At 40.5% G+C, this 19,491-nt stretch carries 13 protein-coding genes; 7 read left to right on the top strand and 6 right to left on the bottom strand.

Going from position 1 to position 19,491, the window contains the following annotated elements:
* Positions 1-5 precede the first annotated feature (5 nt).
* The gene (locus HYX58_05075) at positions 6-1,508 is read right to left on the bottom strand and encodes an Rne/Rng family ribonuclease (GenBank protein ID MBI2775351.1); all 1,503 of its coding nucleotides are present in this window, start codon (positions 1,506-1,508) and stop codon (positions 6-8) included.
* A 184-nt stretch (positions 1,509-1,692) separates the two neighbouring features.
* On the opposite strand from HYX58_05075, the gene HYX58_05070 reads away from it, so the two are divergent.
* On the top strand, positions 1,693-2,301 hold the full coding sequence (locus HYX58_05070; protein MBI2775350.1) for an OmpA family protein: 609 nt from the start codon (positions 1,693-1,695) through the stop codon (positions 2,299-2,301).
* A gap of 227 nt (positions 2,302-2,528) precedes the next feature.
* On the opposite strand, the gene HYX58_05065 is transcribed toward HYX58_05070, so the two are convergent.
* The 3 genes from HYX58_05065 to atpD all read right to left on the bottom strand — a co-directional run bounded on the left by HYX58_05065 (position 2,529) and on the right by atpD (position 6,025).
* Positions 2,529-4,136, bottom strand: coding sequence for an ATP-binding protein (locus tag HYX58_05065; GenBank protein MBI2775349.1), 1,608 nt, complete (start codon positions 4,134-4,136; stop codon positions 2,529-2,531).
* 203 nt (positions 4,137-4,339) lie between these two features.
* Positions 4,340-4,579: a hypothetical protein gene (locus tag HYX58_05060; GenBank protein ID MBI2775348.1), complete on the bottom strand. Its 240-nt coding sequence runs from the start codon at positions 4,577-4,579 to the stop codon at positions 4,340-4,342.
* A complete protein-coding gene (gene atpD / locus HYX58_05055) occupies positions 4,580-6,025 on the bottom strand; it encodes a F0F1 ATP synthase subunit beta (GenBank protein MBI2775347.1) in 1,446 nt (481 codons plus the stop codon).
* A 174-nt stretch (positions 6,026-6,199) separates the two neighbouring features.
* Between atpD and HYX58_05050 the strand changes: the two genes are divergently transcribed.
* The 4 genes from HYX58_05050 (at position 6,200) to HYX58_05035 (ending at position 13,310) form a co-directional block, all read left to right on the top strand.
* Positions 6,200-8,320: a WD40 repeat domain-containing protein gene (locus HYX58_05050; protein MBI2775346.1), complete on the top strand. Its 2,121-nt coding sequence runs from the start codon at positions 6,200-6,202 to the stop codon at positions 8,318-8,320.
* A 33-nt stretch (positions 8,321-8,353) separates the two neighbouring features.
* The gene (locus HYX58_05045) at positions 8,354-10,456 is read left to right on the top strand and encodes a WD40 repeat domain-containing protein (protein MBI2775345.1); all 2,103 of its coding nucleotides are present in this window, start codon (positions 8,354-8,356) and stop codon (positions 10,454-10,456) included.
* Between the two features lie 95 nt (positions 10,457-10,551).
* Positions 10,552-11,142: a non-canonical purine NTP pyrophosphatase gene (locus HYX58_05040; GenBank protein MBI2775344.1), complete on the top strand. Its 591-nt coding sequence runs from the start codon at positions 10,552-10,554 to the stop codon at positions 11,140-11,142.
* A 71-nt stretch (positions 11,143-11,213) separates the two neighbouring features.
* Positions 11,214-13,310 (top strand): hypothetical protein, encoded by a 2,097-nt coding sequence (locus HYX58_05035; protein MBI2775343.1) that lies wholly within the window; start codon positions 11,214-11,216, stop codon positions 13,308-13,310.
* Positions 13,311-13,319: 9 nt separating this feature from the next.
* Here HYX58_05035 and HYX58_05030 read toward each other — a convergent pair whose 3' ends face one another.
* Positions 13,320-14,387 carry a carbohydrate kinase family protein gene (locus HYX58_05030; GenBank protein MBI2775342.1) on the bottom strand — a complete coding sequence of 356 codons (1,068 nt, stop codon included), beginning with the start codon at positions 14,385-14,387 and terminating at the stop codon, positions 13,320-13,322.
* Between the two features lie 133 nt (positions 14,388-14,520).
* Complete coding sequence (gene lon / locus HYX58_05025) at positions 14,521-16,878, bottom strand: endopeptidase La (protein MBI2775341.1); 2,358 nt, start codon at positions 16,876-16,878, stop codon at positions 14,521-14,523.
* A 202-nt stretch (positions 16,879-17,080) separates the two neighbouring features.
* On the opposite strand from lon, the gene HYX58_05020 reads away from it, so the two are divergent.
* Together HYX58_05020 and HYX58_05015 are read left to right on the top strand one after the other, a co-directional pair.
* A complete protein-coding gene (locus HYX58_05020; protein ID MBI2775340.1) occupies positions 17,081-17,746 on the top strand; it encodes an ATP-binding cassette domain-containing protein in 666 nt (221 codons plus the stop codon).
* A gap of 94 nt (positions 17,747-17,840) precedes the next feature.
* Positions 17,841-19,490: a murein biosynthesis integral membrane protein MurJ gene (locus HYX58_05015; GenBank protein ID MBI2775339.1), complete on the top strand. Its 1,650-nt coding sequence runs from the start codon at positions 17,841-17,843 to the stop codon at positions 19,488-19,490.
* Position 19,491: the final 1 nt, after the last annotated feature.

Raw genomic sequence — 19,491 nt, 5'->3', positions numbered from 1 at the left:
AAAAATTATTTTATATGGAACTCCCCAACAGGCATCTCTGGATTGCTCATCAGCGTAATTTTTAATCCCAATTCTTTTTCAAAAGCTAAGATGGCATTATATTCGATCGTCGTTATATAATCGAAAATGGTTGGATTGAAGGTAATTTCGATGTGTTTAGTGCCGCGCATTTTTTGCAATTTTTCTCGAATTTCAGAAAGAATTGCATAGCATTGCATTTGTGTCGATTTAACAAAACCAAGCCCGTGGCAGCAACTGCATGCGCGTGTTAATTCTTGCAATAATGTTTTGCCAGAACGTTTACGCGTCATTTGCACAAGGCCGAATTCAGAAACTTTAAGTACAACCGATTGAAATTTATCACGCTCTTTGAGTGTTTTTTCCAAAAAGCGCATTAGCTTTTGTTGGTTTCCAGATGAAGCCATATCGATAAAGTCGATAACGATCAAACCACCAATATTGCGCAAGCGTAACTGACGCACCACTTCTTCAGCAGCTTCAAGGTTGGTTTTGAGAATCGTATCTTCAAGATTTGCCTTGCCGATATATTTTCCGGTGTTTACATCGACTACCGTCATCGCCTCAGTGGTTTCAATAATGAGCGATCCGCCCGATCTGAGTGGTACTTTGTGTGAGAGCGCTTGCTCAATTTGCTTATCGATTTGATATTTTTCAAAAATATTTTGGGGGCCAGAATAGAGTTTCACTTTGTACATATATTCCGGTGCTATTTTTTTTACAAACTTATAAACATCCGCCTGTGTTTGTTTATCGTCAACGATGACCTCTTCAACATCGTCATCAAGATGATCACGAATCATGCGCAATGGCAGCGGAAGATCTTCGTGAATTTTTTGTTGGGGTTTTGCTTTTTGATATTCGTGCATAATCGTTTGCCAGATATCAGTAAGGTACTGAACATCTTGCACGATTTCTTTTTCTGTTCGATTTTGCGAAGTGGTACGAATAATTGCGCCCATCCCTTCAGGAAGATTTTTCATCAAAATCTCCTTGAGCCGGATGCGCTCTTCGCGCTCTTCGATTTTTTTTGAGATCGCGATGCGTGGAATATTTGGCATTAAGACAATAAATCTGCCGGGTAGCGTAAAACAGGTGGTTAATTTCGCACCTTTTTCATACACAGGCTCTTTACTGACTTGCACAAGAATATGCTCGCCTTCTTTAAGAATCTTACCAATGTCCATTGCTTGGCGATGGTGCGATTCTCGTTGTTGGGGTGCATCGTCAAGATCGACTGTTGAGCTCATTCTATCTATAGCAAGCTCGCGGTCTATCTCAGAAATATGAAGGAACCCAGCTTTTTCCTGCCCGATATCGACAAACGCTGTTTGGATTCCGGGTAGAATCGTGGTAACCACGCCCTTGAAATACGATTGCTCAAGCGTCGTACTCACTGGCGAAGAGAAGTAAATGTTTTGCAGTTGTCCATCGCGCAGAATTGCAACTCGTGTCTGCCACGCGGCAACATTAATTATAATTTTTTTCATGAATCGTCCCCACCCTAAGGTGCTGGAAAAACGTGTTGTAAAATACCTTATAACCGTAAGTATACCGTATCCGATCGCCAAATAGTAGAAAAACTCGCTAAAACTAATAGAAAAGAGGAGAAAAATATGGTAAATTGCCCACCGTTGCTTGAGAAACATAACCCATTTTGGAGGTGGAGAGCCTATGCAAAAAAAATTATTAGTTTTCGTTACTCTATTCATAATTGTCCTATCAGGGTGCGGAAAAAAGAAGGTAAAGCGGGAACATCCTGCAAATTTAGCAGCTGCAGTTGATATGCCGGTCCCGTCAAAGGGCCAGCCTAAAGTGAGTTTCTTTGATGAGGATTTGGGTGCATTTGAAGATGTAGAAACATTGGTTTTAGATGAGGAAAATGCACAAAAAGGCGCAAAGAACGATGTTTTAGCGCTTGGCGAGCTCGATCAGAATGATGAAGATGTACTCGTTGTTTATTTTGACTACGATAGCCCAAAAGTCCGGGACGACCAAAAAGCAAAACTTGCGTCCGTAAAAAAACAAGTTGATACATGGGTAGATGAAGGGAAAAAGGTTGTCGTTAAAGGGCATTCATGCACCTGGCACGGTACCAAAGATTATAACTTAGCGCTTTCAAATCAACGTGCGAGTGATTTGGCTCAAACCCTAGTTGGAGATTCTGCTAAAGGGAACGTTAAAGTATTTGGCGTAGGCAACGAAGAACTTGCCGCTTTTGAAAATACTTTCGAAGGCCAAGCGCCAAACCGTCGTGTAGAGATTTATGCGATTAATGCATAAATAAGTTTAAAAATCTTACATAAAAAGGCTCAGACTTTCTGGGCCTTTTTATATTTAAACCTTTGAATTTGCGCCATCTCTCGATACACGCACTTCGTGCGCACTCGAGACGAGCGCAGCTAACAAAATATTAAGAGTTTTCCAGTAAATAACATTTTTTGAAGCGCTCGTCCCGAGTGAACGCTTTGCGTTTGTATCGAGGGATGTGCGAAAAAAATGGCAAAATCCTAAAATAGTTCCTGAATCATCACGTCAATTTGTTTTGCGGAAACTTGTGGTGCCATTGCGCGATAAAATACTTCATCATATTCGCGGGTTTGTACGACAACTGGCATTGCGACTGCATGGCCAACAATCATCGCCTGTTTTTTTGTATCCAACGATGCTAAAATGCCGCGCAAATGATGCGCATTTGAAATACCAGTGAGCACTGCTTGGATATCTTTATCATCATTGAGTTGTGCAATAATTTTGGTGCCAATTTGAGAAATAATTTCTGGATCGATGCCTGATGGCCGCTGATCAACAACTAAAAGAGAAACGTAATATTTACGCATTTCCCGCGCGATCGTGCCAAAAATAGTTTGGCGTGCCGCGTGCGGATTCAAAAATTTATGCGCTTCTTCGATAGTAATCATTAATTTTTTCGGTTCATCTTCAGCCCGCTGACTTGCTAAAAATTTTTCTGTTTTTTCAATATATTCGGTATGAATACGGCGCGTGATCATGTTTGCAAGCAGCAAATAGCAAAGGCTTGAAGTGAAATTACCAAATTCGATGATGACCGAAATGCCCTTGCTTAAATATTCAATAAGCTGATCAATTGATGAACCTTCCCGAAAATTGCCACCCGCAGCGTGCCGGAAAAACGGAAATCGCTCAATGCGTTTTAATTTTCTATAAAGTGCAGCAATAGATTCAGGATGGCCGCCAATTTCTGCTGCAAATTCTTTTAAGCGATCGCCTTGCGCTAAAAGAACTCCGAGCCATTCGTGTTTGTGCCGTGCGGCAATTAAATGCGCTGCTTCAACTGCGGTACTATGCAAATTAAGTTCTTCTTGCAGCGCTAAAATATCTTCAACATGCACGGCGCTATACGGCAAATTGATTTCTACATCAGGGGTGGCACCGCGTCTGCGCGTTGATTGTGGATCGAGAGAAAAAAGTGCAACTTTTGAAGGAAAGAGCGTTTTTAAACCTTTAACAAATGAATGCGATCCTTCTTTTCGCGCTTGCAGGCCGTATTCGCTATGCATATCAAAAATTAAATTTACCGCTTGGTCTTGTTTTACTAATCCAGCAAGCACGAGCCGTGTTAAGAATGTTTTTCCCGTTCCGGTTTTTCCAAAAATACCGTTACTGCGTTCGGTAAGCCGTTCAAGATTGATGCAAACCGGCGTATCCATATCAAGTGGGCAGCCAATGTTAAAATAGGGAGTTTTAGTATCGTTTTCATCGCCAAATATGAGCGCGATATCTTTTTTATCTGCTTCAAAAATCGGCGCAAAATGTGGTGGAATAGTTTTTACGGGAATCACGCGCTGTTCTTTGGTCATCATAAGCATTGGTTTAACTGATGCGGTCGCATAAATGTCTTTTTTTGCAAGAATTTTGGCGAGTAATTTTTCTTTTTCGCTTGGTGGAAAAAGCAAGATATCTGGATGCGTAACGGCGAGTGAAAGATCGGTGATTAGTGAAAAAAAAGTGTGATGATCGCCCGCAATGCACACAAATTTTCCAGCTTTAATCTCTTCAAGATGCGCTGCGTTCGTGATCCGCATCACGAATCCTTCGGTTAACGATCCTGAGATAATATAGCCCAATTTATTTTTCATAAAACTTAACCCTTCGATACAATTTCTCACTCTGTTCGAAATCACTCAGGGCGAGCGGGGTGGATAGATTTTTTGAATTAATTTTTTCTTATTTATTAACGTTTTTTTTGGGGCCTTCTATTGTGAGTGCCGACTCCGCTCGTGGTGAGTGTTTTGCGAATTTTATGAGCAAAAAGTATCGAACCATGGCGGACGAGGGATCATTATTCGTTTAATAATAAAAATGCGGCTGTTCTGGTGATTTCTAAAATGCCACCTGGTGTGCAAAACGTCTCCTGCTTACCGTTCTTCAAGCAAACAGTAAGCGGTTGGTTCGGCGAGACAAGAACGATCATCGGTGCGTGGCCGCGCTGAATGATAAAATTTCCATTAGGCGTGTTTACTTCAAGCCAAGATATTGCTAGCTCTTTTTTTTCGCGGGGACTAATAATCGTGAAATCCATTTACGCCTCAAGCGCTAATTGTTTTGCTTTTTTTTGCGCATCTTCAAGAGTGCCAACCATATAAAATGCTTGTTCTGGCAAATGATCATAATGCCCGTTGATGATGTGCTCGAAGTCGTCTAACGTTTTGCTCAGTGGAACGTACGCTCCTTGCATACCGGTAAAAGATTCGGCGACAAAAAACGGCTGTGTTAAAAATTTCTGAATTTTTTTTGCACGTTGAACGAGCAATTTATCATCATCTGCGAGTTCGTCCATGCCTAAAATGGCTATAATATCTTGTAGATCTTTATAGCGCTGCAAAATTGTTTGTACATTTCGAGCTATGGTATAATGCCGCGGCCCCACAATATGAGGATCCAGCGCCTTTGAATTTGATTGGAGCGGATCGATAGCAGGATATAATCCGAGTTCAACTAATTTTCGTGAAAGTACGGTGCTTGCATCAAGATGCATAAAGGTGGTAGCTGGAGCGGGATCGGTAATATCATCTGCGGGAACGTATACCGCTTGAATTGAAGTAATCGAACCGTTTACCGTATTTGCAATTCGCTCTTGAAACGCGCCCATCTCAGAAGCAAGTGTTGGTTGATAACCAACTGCTGATGGCAATCTGCCTAAAAGAGATGAAACCTCAGATCCTGCTTGCACAAGCCGGAAAATATTATCAACAAAGAATAGAACATCTTTGTGTTCATTGTCGCGAAAATACTCGGCCATCGTAAGCCCCGATAACCCGACGCGAAAGCGTGCGCCTGGCAATTCTCCCATCTGGCCAAAAACCAGGGTAGTTTTATCAAGAACGCCCGATTGTTTCATCTCGAGCCACAGTTCATTACCTTCGCGCGTTCGTTCACCGATGCCGGTGAAAACCGAAACGCCGCCATGTTCAACGGCGATATTGCGAATGAGTTCCATAACAATAATTGTTTTTCCAACACCAGCGCCGCCAAAAAGGCCAATTTTTGAACCTTTTAGATACGGGCACAGAAGATCAATTATTTTTATGCCAGTTTCTTGGATTTCGTTCGTAATTTTTTGCTCAGTTAGGGGAGGAGGATCGCGGTGAATTGCCCATCTTTCTGAGGATGCCACAGGGCCTTTGCCATCAATTGGTTCGCCAAGGACATTAAATACACGGCCTAAATTGCTGGGCCCAACGGGTACTTCAATCGGATTTCCGGTATCGACAACAGTGAGGCCGCGTTGAATATTTGCGATATTTTCAAGGGCAATACAGCGAACAATGCCATCCCCTAAATGTTGAACGACCTCAACCGATGCAGTGGTTTGACCACGATTATTATCGGCCGGCAGCATAATTTTAAGTTCGTTCAAAATGTGAGGGGTATGCTCTTGGGGAAATTGCGCATCGATTATGGTATTGGTGACGCGTAAAACGGTACCCTGTTGTTGGCCATTTGTTTCTAGTTTTTCGGTAGCCATGAAGCTCCTTGCTGCAACGCTTGAAAGCACTGATTTTTATATAGGTATCAGGCTAGTTGAATGCATTTGAGTTGTAAAGATACCCCGATAAAACTTTTATTTTGATCGGCTACAATGTGTTGCTCCGCAAGAGCTAAATCTTTTAGACTAATTTCAATCTTAAATGGAGGGTCTATGAAAAAAATAGCTGTGGTGCTTTTATTTTTACCAGTAATGATAAGTCAGGGTGCCTATACTGCACGTTTTGGCGATGTTCAATTTAATCTAAAAGATGATCAAACGGTTATTGTGCCGCAGTCGACATTCATTCAACTGAGAGAATATTCTCCGACTATCAACAATGCTGCTGGAGAAGTCGAAGCCAGTGCAAACGCTGTTAAAGAGCTGCCATTTTTACAGGTCGACAAAGACTCGCTCAAATTTATCGTCGAGGCTCTTAAGATTATTCAATCGCCTGGCCAATTAATAATCAAATTAAAAAATTATCTGCAGACACGCGGCGCCAATTCATTTTCGAATTTGATGAGAGTTGTTGAATTTTTTGATATTAAAGAGTTACTTAACGCGTATGATAGTTTGCCGCAGCTCAAGCAAGCTTGCCCGATCACTATCAAAAGAAAAGAGCCAGAATCTGAGATAACCGAGCCAAAGAAATTAAGAATAGAAGGTAAGCAATTAACGATCTCGATTCCGACAGGAGGTAAAAGCAGAGAACGGGTATTAAAGATAGTAAAAGCTTCACGCGTTCTTACAGATTATGTTAGAGATGCGCGTAAGCTTGAGAACATAGATGAGATTGCGCCGGGAGCAGACCTTCTTATTACCAGTATTTCGATCGATCACTGGAATTTACTCCTAGAGTTGGCTGATAATATTGAAGATTTTTCTAATGATAATCAAGTGCATAATGCTCTCAAGCAATACAGCGCAGATAGATTAAAAGATATTCTCTTGATTGCAGACTATTTAGAAATGGCTCGATTGTTGGATAACGCTATTGATCTACTTTTAGCACGATTGGAAAGCGAAGAAATAGTTTTTGATGCGCTTGCGCATTTAGGCGCCTACGATAAATTTTTTAATCAAATAACGCCAGAAGTTCGCGAAATACTAAAGCGAAGAATTCTAAAAAGCGAGCTGTTGGGAAAATTCCATTGGAGTGGGCCATTGAAAATTGGCACCGATCGAGAATTGAGCGGGATAGCGATGAGGCCTGATGGTTTAATTGTTGCCGCGGGTATTAACGATACCCACAAAGAGAAAAAAGGAATAATACTCATAGATACTACTACGAAAAAAATAAGTTTCCTTGCAAGTCTTGAATTTTCACCAGATGCGATGCAATTTAGTCCAAACGGGAATTATATTTCTACTAAAGCTCGGATAGGCTTTTCTCAAGGCCTTTATTTGATGGACATAAAAAACGGAAACCAAATAACGGTCAAGCAAGCCTCAAATTCTGCAAGTGCCTTTAGCCATAATAATAAATTTCTTGGATATATTGCCAATGGTAGACTTTTCACCCTCTATGATCTCGCTACAAATAACTATGATTCTGTTTTTGATACATGGGACTTATCACATTCGAGTATTTATAGCATGGCTTTTTCGCCAAACGATCAAACGATTGCATTGGGCCTGGCGGATGGACGAATTTTCTTTATAAATCTCAACACAAAAGAAATAATCAAGCGACTGCTGACTGAAGATATGAAGCCGATTGAAAGCCTTGCGTTCCTAAGTGAAAAGCAGCTTCTTGCTAAGTCATACGAAGGAAAGATGAGACTGTGGGATATCGAAAAAGAAAAAATAATTGAGGACATGTCTTTCGAATACAATGAAGCGCCTGGTTGGATAACGAATCCTATTTTCAGTCCCAATGGTGCAAAAATTGCAGCAGACTACTGGAAAGAGATACGAATTTGGCAAGTTTCGAATCCTCAACACTATCAAACTATTATTCTCCCTCAGGAAGTTTGGTCTCTGGTGAGAGGCGAAATGGCTCGACATGATTTAATCTCGTTTAATGGTGATGGGTCTCGCATAGCAATCGCGACACGGCAAGGCGTACTTGTATGGAAAAACATTGATTACCAACTCGATAAGCTTTCAATCGATAAAGTTTTTACACTTGCGTTAATAAAGAAATACCATGCGCTTTCTGGTCCGCAAAAAGAAAAAGTGATTTTAAGCCAAGATTTTGAAAAAAAGATAACTAGCTTACCAATGGATATTAAGATTCTTGTTGAGCAGTATTATCCTAAATTTATGTCGGATCTAAAATTAAATAAATAGGCGCGGGCGCGTTAATTAAGCAATAGGTAAAAAATGGAAGATATAATAAAACAAGTAGCTCAACGTGCAATTATCATTGCATCCGCTTTATTCATGATGGGCAGCTGCCCGCCTGATCAGGTTTTGGTCAAACTTAAAGGCGATGTGGAGATAACGATTCCTAAAAATAAGCTCCTATTTCTTGCGACTAAATCTCAAACACTTAAGGAATTGATAGAGGATATTTTACAACAAGGCCAATTACAAGAAATTGCCCTGCCAGATATTGATGAAAAGTCTTTTGTCTTTCTAAAATCATTGCCCGAAGCGGTTTTGAACGATTTGCAACAATTTGACGAAAAACTTCGCTTAGAACAAACAAAAAAGCTGGGAGGATTTGAGTCAGTTCTAGATATGCTGAATTATCTTGATATTCAATTGCCTCCTTCATTTCAAAATATGTACTCAAAAATTCTTAAGAACCGAGAAGAGCTTGCTCAACAAGAACAGCTTGTAACTCCTTTGCAGCAGGGGAAACGCAAAATTGAATCAACAGAGGAAACTAAAAGACTAAAAACGGAGGAACGCGAGCTGTTCGCAGTTATATTTCCAAAAGAGCAAACAGAAGCTCAAACGATCATTAGGATTTTTAATGCATCGACCGTTTTAAAAACGTTAATTCAAGATATTTATGAAGTATCTCCTGAAAAACTTGCTCCAGGAAAAAAAATTGTGATTGGTAATATCAGCCAAGAAGAGTGGGAGATTCTCAAAAAGCTTGCAATAGCCGTGCGCGATTTAAATAATGAAGAAAATGTGACGCATTTATTCAACAACATTAGCTTCAACTCTGAGCAATTGCTCAAATTTCTGCAGCTTGCCGATTATTTGGATATGAGAATATTGAGCAATGTTGTCGAAAAAAAAATGGCAAATGCTCTCATTAAAAAACTCTTAGCGACTGAAGCAGCTGATGTCGCAACCTTCTTAAAATGGGTTTCGTCATTGCCCAGCACCGCGGAGGCTTCAATTGTTCGTAATACTATTTCACAAACGGATTTTCTCAATTCGTATGGATGGAAAACTGAAGAATTACACCTCTCAAATTATATTGCGACGAATCAGATAATTTCAGATCTAATAGTTAATGAAGATACCAACACGCCAATAATTTTTTTAAAGAGTCCAGATTCTCCTCTTCAAATTCTTTGGATAACAAAAGAAGTTTACCGTCTTACTTACGAGTTGGCTGGAAAAGGATTGAGAATAAGTCAAAAAGGCACCGTGTGTATGTTTTTGGGAGAGCAAGCCCTCCGTTTTTGTGATCTGAGTGCAAAAAAAGATATGACAGCAATCCCCTTGGAACAATTAGGAATGGCTGCCTCGATTTTTGATTTGGGTTTAGTCCCTGGGATTTTGAGTAATGATGGCACTATGGCAGCAATTCGTACTTCAGATACACGAGTTCAGATTATTAATCTAGCAAACCAGAAAAATATTCGTATTATTCCGCTTGACGGAACATTTTCTTTAATTTGTACTATGGCATTTGATGACGCAAAAAAAACATTGGCTATTGCCGATCCGACCACTTTAGAGATCCAGCTTTGGGATATTTCATCTTCGCCAAAACAAAGAGTCATCTCAGTCGCGAATGGAATTGAACGAATATGGTTTGATAAAGATGGCAATTTAATAACAAAAACTCGAAATTTATTTGTGACTTTAGATATTAAATCGGGTAATCAGCTTAGATCATTTTCGGCTACAGATAGGATCCTGCGATTTAATTCAATAAACGAACAAATTATTATGCAAAATAAAAATAATGCGATTAAAATTGTTGGGTTGAAAACAGGTGAAGTGCTCACAAGTATTAAAGTGAACCAGGAATTGACAGCTGCTGCGGTTAATTCAAGTGATAGGTTATTTCTTGCAGCTATAAAAAATAGAGTTAACTTATCCAGGAATGCATTACGTCCTATCGTTAATAAATTAGCGCTAACGCAACTATTTACTCTTTTAATGATCTATCAGTTGCACAGAATCAACAAACAACCTGAATTTAAACTGCCTCAAGACATGATGCCATATTTCCAAGCGCTGCCTGAAGAATTGAAAAAAGAATCGACTGAAAAACTAAAAATTAAATTCTAGGATTATAAATAATATTCTGGTGAATTGCTTAGATCATTTTTAGAAGATAAGCTTGTAGAAAACCTTCTTAGAAAGAATGTGTGCAGGCAGTTACTATGAGCAAGATGCTTCTTATTGCAACGAATAATCCAGGAAAATTTCATGAACTTTCTTCTAGAATATCAAAGTTTTTACCTACAACTTCATTAAAAGAGGTTGGAATAACTGATGATGTTGAAGAAATTGGACTTACCTTTGAGGAAAATGCAGGAATCAAGGCACGTTTTTTTGCGGAACGCGCGCATATGATGACGCTAGCAGACGATAGTGGGCTTTGCATTGATGCATTGCACGGTGCACCCGGTATTTACTCCAAGCGGTTTGCCGGCGAGAATGCTACGGATGAACAAAGAATCGCCAAAGCTCTTGAGCTGATGAAAGATATCCCTGAAGGAAAAAGAACGGCATCGTTTGTAGCGGCACTTGCTGTCGCTCACTTAGATGGCACAATTCATTATTATCGCGGAACACTGGATGGTTTTATTTCACGTGAGCAGAAGGGGAAATTAATTCCAGGGCTTCCCTATAAAACAATTTTCTTCTTGCCTGAATATGGAAAAACGTTGGCTGAGCTAGATGAAGAAAACATTTCCTATGTTTGTCTTCGCGATAAAGCAATAGAAAAGCTACTTGCCGATTTAAAATAGATTACAAAATTAATGCGGGTCTCTGAGCCTTTTTGCTACAGTGATTAAAAAATGTGAGCAAAAGGAGCCTTATGAAAAAGTTGATAGTAATTTATTTATTATTTTTTGTCACTTTGTTGCAGGCAAGTTTGCCTTCATCTATTACGGTGCATCTTAAAAATGATAAATCTGCTAGGATTTCATCAGAACAATTGCAAGAGTTAGCAGCAATATCGCCTACTATTAAAGATATCATCGCTGATGAGAGGTTTGCAAATGAATTTGGTCTACCTGATGTGGATGAAACATCATTTAATTTTATTCTGAGCGTATTGCTTAAACTTTCGAGGCCTGACGAGCTGGTTATCACCTTCAACAATTTTAGAAAATTTCATGGCACTACCGCATTTACACAACTAGGAAAAGTAATACGATTTTTAGATATACCAGTACTGCAAAAGATATATCAGCAATTTGCGCTTACTGGCGTTGCCCCTGCTATTAAGTCTGCACAAAAAAAATCATCGCAGCACGACGTTTGCTCTATCCCTTCAAGTAGCTTTGAAAAAAAAGCACTTGTTAATTATACGCTCACAATACCTGCTGAAGGTGAAGCGCGAGCTATAACGATAAACATCATTGAAAATTCGGAGACACTAAAAAATTTATCAGAATTCTTGGGGTATAAAGATCCTAAGGAGCTTCCTGCTGATACACAAATGTCGTTGCCCAACGTAACCGGCATAGGCTGGAACCTTCTTTTTATCCTTGCCAAAAAAACTAATCTCCTTAAAGAAAAGTTAGCAGAAGATCTCTCTTCTTATGAGCGAAAACAGCTTATCGAGCTCTTATCAGTAGCAAATTACTTGGCGATGCCAACCGTACTTGATCTTGTTGAAAGCGCGCTAGCGCATAAAGTGGCTACTCCTGCTTTTTTAACACAAGTTGCTAAGAATCCAACTTTATTGTTTGAGATAGTTGATGAAATTGTGCCAGATTTGCAGTTAACATTGCAGGAAAAAATCATTGCAAACATGCTTGCAGATAAATCAGCACTCTTTGGCTGGGCTCAAAAACTAACGCTTACCTTTGCTCCAGAGGATTGGAAAACCAAAGGTAAAATAGCATTAGGGAGCATTCGTACTGATATACGAGCGATAGCTTTTAATAGTGATGCGACGCAAATTGCTGTTGCTATGGCGAGTAATAGTATTGCTATCTTTGATGTGCAAACAGGGAAACAAGTAAGAGTAATTGAAATTCCTCATTTTACATCACTTAAATCTTTGATCTCTGGTGGATCGGTTCTAGCTGCTGATGAATGGAATGGATCTGAGATTGTTATCCTTGATTGGAATACAGGCAAAATCATTCAAACAATAGTTGATCCAGCAGGAAAATTGTATAATCGCCTCGTGACGATGAGTGCTGATGGTCGTCGATTGGCCTATGAGAGCATCCATAATGATATTATAGCAGTAGACACAATGAGTGGAAAAAAGCTGAACGAGTTTACAGCTCTTACACAATGTATTGTTTCTCTTTCTTTTAATAGTCATGGTACACAATTAGCGATAAGAATAAGCAATTTGACTCTCACTCTATGGGATTTGGATAAAGATACGGTGAGTACTTATCCGAAAAAAGTGTACCAATCAGTATTTAATCCTCGAAAGGAAGAAATTGCGGTCGGATTGGATAACGTCCACATAGGAATACTAAACGCTGCTGATCATAAACTTCAGAAGACGGTAACTGTATATGACCAGGAGATTAAGGGATCCTTGGTTGCTAATTCCTTTGTTTTTAATGGTGCTGGTACTATGCTTGCGTATTCTTTTAAAGACAGTTCTGCTTCTAACGGAATAGCCCTTTGGATACCGGAACTTGCATTATCTTCACCTTATCCGATCGTAACAGGTTTTGATGATAACATTATGCAGTTTGCCTTGAGTGAAAATGTACTCGCGTTTTTTCTTATGAACAGTAAGTCAGTAATTATATGGGATGATGTCACCCCTTATGTAGCTCGTTTGACTTTGGAACAAGCATTACTTGTAAGAGTTATTCTTCATTTAGGTAAAATTAAGAAGACGGTGGAATTGCCAAGTGATCTTAAAAGCCTGTTTGGCACCTTGCCGCATCCTTTGCAACAGCGTTTGATAAACAAAATGGGAATAATATTTTAAAAATTAAAGCTACCATGTACAATTTTTTACATCTACGGCAGATGTCGTAGCTTTTTTTTGTAGTTCCTGCTGGGTCAATAATCCTTCTTTTGCATCGTGATGCGTGAGCACGCTTGCGCTATTGATCATCCCATTTATTAACGCTTGCTCGATCGATTCTCCTTGAACGATTGAAGCGACAAAGCACGAACCAAATGAATCGCCGGCACCCACGGTATTGATCACATCTATTTTCAAAGCAGGATGAAAAAGAATTTCATTTTGAGTCGCGACGTACACACCTTCAGCGCCATTAGTAACAACAACAATTTTGGGGCCCTGGGCGATGATCGTGGCACAATAATCCAGGAGATTAAAACAAGAAGTGGCATGCAGTAGCGATGGTAAATTATTTGTTTTTTGGCTAATCGGCGCACCGGCTTTTAAATGTTCTTTAGAAATCGTTCCCATAAAAAGTTCAGCTTCTTGTGCATTTAAAATTAAAATATCGATCGCGTGAAGCGATTGAAAAAGAATTTGGGCGCCGATTCCTGCATGCAATTGGCTGCCGCCAGGATTTGTCGCAATTTTTACGCCAAGCTCACGCGCTTGGAGCGCAATTGGCAATAAGAGAGGAGCTGCTGCATCGCTGAGTGAAGTTATATAAATCAAATCAAACTGTTTGAGCATTGAAAGCGGCATATGCTCCCGATGCAAATGCGTGTTTGCACCGCGAAATGATAAAATAGTTCGCTTTCCGCCCGCGGACGGAATAATGAACGATCTGCCTGTTTGTGATTCGTCGGTAGTATGAATATAATTCGTGTTTACGTTTTCTTGTTCAAGTTTTTGAATAACTGCGTGCGCGGCAAGATCTTTGCCTAGCAGGCAGTTAATAAATGTTTGAAATCCGAGTCGAGAAAAAGAAACGGCGGAGTTTGTAGCTCCTCCGCCGGTAGAGTAGAGTATTGTTTCTAGTTCTATTTTTGTATCAACTTCCAGCGCAAGATACGAAGTCCCTTTTAGATTGAGTGTTTCAAGCTGCTTGGGCACAATATAGATATCTTGCGTGGCGCCACCAATAGTTAATACTTTCATTTTTAGTCTCCGCTATGGTTCGATACATTTTGCTCACTAAGGTTTGCAAAACACTCACCACGAGCGGAAGACATAAATCCCGCTCGCCCTGAGTAAATGCGACAGCGTTTGTATCGAAGGGTCGGGATAGTTTTCAATGTTTTTCTTTCGTTTCTGGCATGAGTACGTGGCTTAACACTTCATTTGCGTGCGTCACCCAAATGACGTTGATATCTTTTACAATATCTTCTTGGCCAACTAAATCGCATTTGTTTTTCTGCGGTAAAATCACATGCGGAACGCGATTACGTTTTGCGGTCAAGATTTTTTCTTTAACGCCGCCAATTGGCATCACATCGCCATGAAGATTTAGTTCTCCCGTCATTGCAAATTGTGCATTAATTGGGCGCAAGGTGAGCGCCGAAAGAATCGACGTGAGCATCGCGATACCCGCGGACGGGCCATCTTTAGGAATTGCGCCAGCAGGAACGTGAATATGCAGATCGTAGTGTGTAAACATCTTGCTATTAATGTTGAACTCTTTTGAATGTGCACGCGCATAACTCATCGCCGCTTGAGCAGATTCTTTCATCACGTTGCCAAGTTGCCCCGTTAAAATCAAGCGTCCTTTTCCGGGCATTGCAACCGCTTCGATGCGAATCATTTCGCCACCATAAGAAGTCCATGCAAGGCCGTTGGTTACGCCCACATGATTTTCCTTATTAACATCATCTTCAAGGAAGCGGCGCGGCCCCAAGTAAAGCTCAATATTTTCAGGAGCAAAACTAATGGTGCGATTTTCTTCCACATAGCATCGTGCAGCTTTTGAGCAGAGTTTTCTGATTAAACGCTCAAGTTGGCGAACACCAGATTCTCGCGTGTAGTTAAGCACGAGATCTTTAAGCACATCGTTGTGGAAACTTAAATTATGATCTTCCATGCCAGCATCTTTAATCGCTTTTCTAATCAGATGCAGGTTACTAATATGCAGTTTTTCATCGAGCGTGTAGCCAGAAAGTTGAATAATTTCCATCCGGTCGCGCAATGGTTCTGAGATTGTTTCCAGCGAGTTGGCGGTAGCAATAAAAATGACTTTAGATAAATCGAACGGAACGCCTAAATAGTTATCGTAGAACGTTTTATTTTGTTGCGGATCGAGCACTTCAAGTAACGCCGCTGAAGGATCACCACGGAAATCTGCACCGATCTTATCAAGCTCGTCGATAACAATAACCGGGTTGAGCGATTTTACTTTGCGGAAACCTTGAATTATGCGGCCGGGCATTGCACCAACGTAGGTGCGGCGATGGCCACGGATTTCTGCTTCATCTTTTACACCGCCAAGAGAAACGCGGAAACATTCTCTTCCTAAACATTTAGCGATCGATTGCCCAAGTGAAGTTTTGCCTGTTCCTGGGGGGCCAAAAAAGCACAGGATCGGTGTGTGCGAATCTTGTTTAAGTTTGCGGATCGAAATGAAATCTAAAATACGTTCTTTAATCTCTTTAAGGCCATGATGATCTTGATCAAGAATTTCTCGCGCGTGCTTAATATCAAGATTATCGGAAGTTTCAGAACCCCATGGCATTGAAAGCATCCAATCAAGATAGGTGCGGGTTACCGATGCTTCCATAGAATCGGCAGCGGTTCGCTCAAGACGATTTAATTGACGATTAACTTCAACCCGTGCTTCTTCAGAAAGCGCGAGCGTTTCAATTTTTGTGCGCATTTCTTCAACATCTTCAACATCATCTTCGCCGAGTTCTTTTTTAATCGCTTTTAATTGTTCGCGCAAGTAAAACTCTTTTTGCGACTTGTTCATAGATTCGCGCGCGCGGTTTTTCACCCGTTCTTGTACTTCCGCAACTTCAAGTTCGCGGCTTAAGAGCAGATAAATTACTTCAAGGAATTCTCGTAATGTCGGTTTTTCAAGAAGGCCTTGCGCGTCGACGACCGATAAACTTAAATGAGAAAGAATAAAATCGGCAATTTTTTGCGGATCCTGCATTTTTGAAAGGATGGTGTGAAAATCGGGGCTAAATGTTTGGCCTGCGGCATCCATGCGTTCTGTTAATTCTTTAATATTTTTAATTTGCGCGACAACCTCTGCGCTTTCAGGCATATCTTCATGATTTAAAACTTGAACGCGTGCCGATAAAATAGAATTATCGGTTATTATTTCACTTGCAGTTGCCTTGTGCAGACCCTGAACTAAAACTTTAATGCCGCCTTCAGGAATTTTAACGAGACGCATAATTGAAGCGACGGTACCGATGCAGAAAAGATCTTGGGTTCCTATAGCGGTTTCGTGGTTATCAATTTGTTTTTTTGAAGCTAAAAGCATAACAAGCTTTGAACCTTCAACAGCTTCTTGTACACCTTTAATAATCCGTTCATCAAGCACCAACAATGGAACGATCATGTGCGGAAAAACAACGACGTCCATTGTGGGGATGACTGGGAGTATATCAGGAATGGTTTCTTTAATATTTTTAGATGACAATGTTTTCATTACACTCACTCCCCCTTATTTGTATTTTACCCAAAACACCGTATACTCATTCAGCGCAAATACCGCTTGTAATATTGGTGTTGTCCGTATCCCTTTTATCTTCATTGTAGAGTATGAACACAATTGAAAACAATAATTGCGTGAGAGTTGCCCAAGGGCATTTAAACAAGCGGCTGTTTCCCAATAGAATGATTGTAGCAACATGCGCTTAAAAACCCTTATTTTTCAAGCCGTTAGTAAATCGTTTTCGGGACTGAATCGTTTTACACTCAATCCAATAACAGTTTGTTTTGAAAAAAATAGATGCTATGGAGTTGTAGGGCGATCTGGCGCCGGCAAATCTACGTTTATGCATCTTGCAGCAGGGCTTGAACAAGCAACAGCCGGTTCTATTATCTACGAATTTGATAATGGATCGCAGATTCCCGCTTCGCTTGGTGATTTAGCACGGCAAAAAAATATTGGCATCGTTTTTCAATCCCCCCATTTAATTTATGAACTCTCGGCATTAGAAAATATTGCTATTAAAGGTATCATTGCCGGTTATTCTCAAAGCGAGGCTATAAAAAAAGCGATGCTTCTTCTTGCGCAGATGGGTTTGCAAGAATATGCGCATTCATTTCCACCAGTGCTTTCAGGCGGGCAGCAGCAAAGGGTGGCGCTTGCACGCGCATTAATTACACAGCCAGATTTTTTACTCGCAGATGAACCGACGAGCGCACTTGATGCTAAAACCGGCGAGGAAATTATTAATCTGTTACTTGAATACCAAAAAGATTTTCAAGTGGGACTCATTTTAAGTACCCATGATCATGCTATTTTATCAAAAATGGATACAATCATCGAAATAACGAATGAACAACATTAATTAACCCCAGTGGGGACCCCGGAAAATATTTTTCTCATTCACCCGCGGCTTCAAAACCAAGGTTTTCTGGGGGAAAAAGAAAGGATTTATCATCGTGAATAGACAAGCGATTCGTCAAAAAACGGTTCAAGTTGCAAGCTCAACCATGATCAGTCGTCTTTTGGGCATGGTGCGCGAAGTACTCATGGCAAATCTTTTGGGCGTCGGCGTGATTGCCGATGCTTTCATCACCGCATTTAAAATTCCTAATTCTATGAGAAAAGTTTTTGCTGAAGGCGCATTAAGTGCGGCGCTGGTGCCCACGTTTGTTTCGTTAGGCAAAAAAGATGATAAGCAAGCAGTCAGCAGTTTAATGACGCTATCATTACTTATTTTTGAAGGAATCTTATTAGTTCTATGCGTTCTGATTTTCTGGAAAGCGGAAGCAGTGATTCGTTTTATTGCGCCAGGTTGGTATTGCATTCCTCAGCAGCGCGAATTTGTGGTTTTTGGTATTCCGGTGCTTGATAAAACTATCGGCGCATGCGTCGCCTTTCTAGCGCAGGGGCAAGCAGGAGCACAAGTAGCGTACGCTGTTTCTTTCCTGCGGCTGCTCATTGGATTTATTCTTTTCTTATCAACCAGCGCGCTGCTTGCAAGTGCATTGCAATCGGTGAACGATTTTTTCGTGCCCGCGTTTGCTCAGGTGCTTATTAATGTTATTTTTATTGGCGGCATTTTATTATGCATGATTTTTAATTGGCCAATAAAGGTGTTGTGTGGCTTTATTTTATTCAGCGGCTTAGCACATATGCTTTGGCATTTAATCGCCTATTTTAGAGTTGGTTTTAGTTTTGCGCCAATAACGGAAAAAACTTGGGTTTCCATTCGGCAAGTGCTCAGAAAATTTTTGCCCTGCCTTCTTTCAATGAGCGTTATGGAATTATTGCTCGTTGTTTCAACCAGCATTGCATCCTTTTTGCCTGCAGGATCGATTTCGCTCGTTTATTATGCGAATCGATTTATGGGAATTCCGCTCGGCGTTTTTTCTCGCGCGTTTTCAACCGTTTTATTTCCTTATTTTGCCCGGGTGGGCACGTATGCGCGCTCGCGTTTGAGCTTTTTTCTTTTTGAAGCGGCAAAGCTTATTTTTTGGGTGATGGTTCCTGTTTCACTTATTTTTGCGTTTATTTCAGAAAAACTTTTCTTAACGCTTTTCCTTTCAAAAAAATTCACGATGGTCCATGTACAGGAAGCGAGCACTATTTTGATTATTTTCGTCACAGGGCTTTTTTTCTTTTCGCTCAATCATATTTTATTGAATTTATATTATGCATTGCATGAAACGCGCATTCCGCTGTATATTTCTGTCGCAGTTTTACTCATTGATGTAGTGCTCAGTTATTATATTTTGATGCCGCTTTTTGGTGCAGCGGGCATTGCACTCACCACCGTAATCGTCAGTGCGTTGCAAACAGTGCTCTTCACGTTAGGGCTGCAGTATTTTTTTGGTATTGTGTTGTATACAAAAAGATTTGCATCATTTGCTCTCAAAAGCGTAACGCAATGTACTTTGTTGGGAGCGGCATTTGCGGTGATTTATTATGCAGCAGTTTCACTCATAAACTCTCTGGGTTCGTGGGCACCAACGCTTCTTACTACATTGATGTTTTGGGCATGGTTCTGCCCGCTTGCGGTAGCTTTTTTTCTTGCGCTCTTTAGAACGCGCCGCTATTTTGGCATATCGCTCTATTTTTTGGAGTAAT

It is taken from the genome of Candidatus Dependentiae bacterium (assembly GCA_016191325.1).
GTDB lineage: Bacteria > Babelota > Babeliae > Babelales > JACPOV01 > JACPOV01.
This window is presented reverse-complemented; position numbering and strand designations above follow the sequence as displayed.